General features: G+C 44.0%; 1 protein-coding gene. It reads left to right on the top strand.

The window, feature by feature from the left end; all coding sequences use genetic code 11:
* The coding region (locus AC1DUW_RS31990) for a phosphodiester glycosidase family protein (RefSeq protein WP_477644601.1) at nucleotides 1–500 on the top strand (500 nt) is incomplete at its 5' end.
* Between the last annotated feature and the right edge of the window lie 79 nt (nucleotides 501–579).

The following is a 579-nucleotide window of genomic DNA, read 5'->3' as shown; positions in this document are numbered from 1 at the left end:
TAGCAGGTACAGGCGATGCCGCTAATTGGCTTTTGGCCCATGCGAAGCTAGGTGCAAAACTGAAAGTGAATACCAGGATTCTTGCTGATAAACAACCACTTAAGGCGGCACCGAAAATTAGTATTGTCAATGGTGGGCCGCAATTGCTGCATGACGGTAAAGAGAAGATTAATGCGTTAAAAGAAGGGTTCAATTGGAGCGAAAATCCAGAATTCTACTATAAATTTGGAGAGCGTAGAAATCCCCGAACTCTTGCAGGGGTCACTGAAGAAGGGAAAATTCTCTTGGTTACGGTTGATGGACGTCAGCCATTCTATAGTGTGGGTGCAAATTTTAAAGAGAGTGCCCGTCTCATGAAAGCTCTCGGTGCGGTTGATGCAGTAAACTTGGATGGCGGAGGTTCTACGGCTATGACAGTAGGCTCCAAATTGGTGAATCGTACATCCGATGCGGCCGGTGAACGTCCGATTGGGGATGCGATTGTTATTTTACCTAAATAAAGGATGAGGAAACCTTATATCATTTTGTGTTATCGCTAAATATAACAATTCTTCTTCGCTTAAATGAAGGGATTAGTCG

This window comes from Peribacillus sp. P4_C12 (assembly GCF_056402095.1).
Note: the sequence above shows the minus strand (reverse complement) of the source record. Positions and strands in the feature narration are given on the sequence as shown.